At 64.0% G+C, this 1247-nt stretch carries 1 protein-coding gene; it reads right to left on the reverse strand.

The genetic code is table 11. The annotated features are described in order from the left end of the window. Nucleotides 1-16: 16 nt before the first annotated feature. Nucleotides 17-1164, reverse strand: a protein-coding gene (locus EV640_RS13515; protein WP_133726731.1) for an IS3 family transposase whose coding sequence is annotated in 2 segments (ribosomal slippage) — nt 17-894 and nt 894-1164 — 1149 coding nt in all. Because the reading frame shifts where the segments join, the coding sequence is not laid out codon by codon here. Between the last annotated feature and the right edge of the window lie 83 nt (nt 1165-1247).

Raw genomic sequence — 1247 nt, forward strand, 5'->3', positions numbered from 1 at the left:
TGAGCCGCCCCCTCTGTTAGGTCCACACGTTGTGGGAGTCGTCGTTCTCCGTTTGGTAGGTGCATTGCCGAGCGTACTCGGCGGGCGTGAGGTAGCCCAGCGATGAGTGCGGCCGGGCGTGATTGTATTCCCTCTTCCAATCGCCTATCACGACGCGAGCGTGCAGGAGCGAGTAGAAGCTGTTGATGTTCAAGCACTCATCGCGCAGACGGCTGTTGAATGACTCGACGTACCCGTTGTTCCACGGCGTGCCGGGCGGGATGTAGAACAGCCCGGTGCGAGTGCTGGCCCAATCCGCCATCGCGTCGCTGATGAACTCCGGCCCATTGTCGGAGCGAAACACCCTGGGCGCGCCGCGAGCCGCGACCAGATCCTCGAGGTGATCGGTGAGCCGGTCCGCGGTGATCGACCGCTCGACGAGCCCGCCGATGCACTCACGGGTGTACTCATCGATAATCGAACAGATCTTGATCGCCTGGCCCTGCTCGTCGGCGTCGAACTGGAAGTCCGCCGCCCAGACCGTGTTCGCCGCGGTCGCCGTGGGAGCATCGATGGTCGAGGAACCGAGGCGTTTGCGGCGCCGACGTTGCGGGACCCGGAGTCCTTCCTCTCGCCAGAGTCGCTGGATTCTCTTGTGATTGACGGTCCAGCCCTCGTTTCGGGCGTCATGGTACGCCCGACGGTATCCCCACCGAGGGTGCTTCTTTGCGTACGCGCGGAGCCAGCCCCGCAACGCGGAGTCCGGGTCCGCAGCCGCGTCGCCCTTCAACGGGCGGCGATACGCGGATCTGCTCAGCCCAGCCAGCCGGCACGCCATCCGCTCGCTCACCATCAGTGTCCTGAGAAGGTGTGAGACGGCGGCGCGACGCCTGCCCGGGCCTAGAAGTTTCCCTCAGCCAGCTCCTTCAGCGCAGCCTTCTCGAGCTCCGCCTCGGCCAGCAGCCGCTTGAGCGTCGCATTCTGCTTCTGGACCTCCTTGAGGCGTTTCGCGTCGCTGGCCTTCAACCCGCCGTATTGGTTCCGCCACCGGTAATACGTCTGCTCGCTGATACCGAGCTCGCGGCAGACACCCGCGATGTCTCCGCCATCGGCGAGGATTCTGTCGGCCTGTCCGAGCTTGCGGACGACTTGTTCCGGTGTATGCCGCTTCTTGGTGTTCGTCATGATCTGACCAGTCTTCCCGCCCGAGGACTCGGGCAACAAGACGACTCTCACAACGACTGGATCTAAAAAACGGGGTCAGCCCA

Source organism: Nesterenkonia aurantiaca, from assembly GCF_004364585.1.
Lineage (GTDB): Bacteria > Actinomycetota > Actinomycetes > Actinomycetales > Micrococcaceae > Nesterenkonia > Nesterenkonia aurantiaca.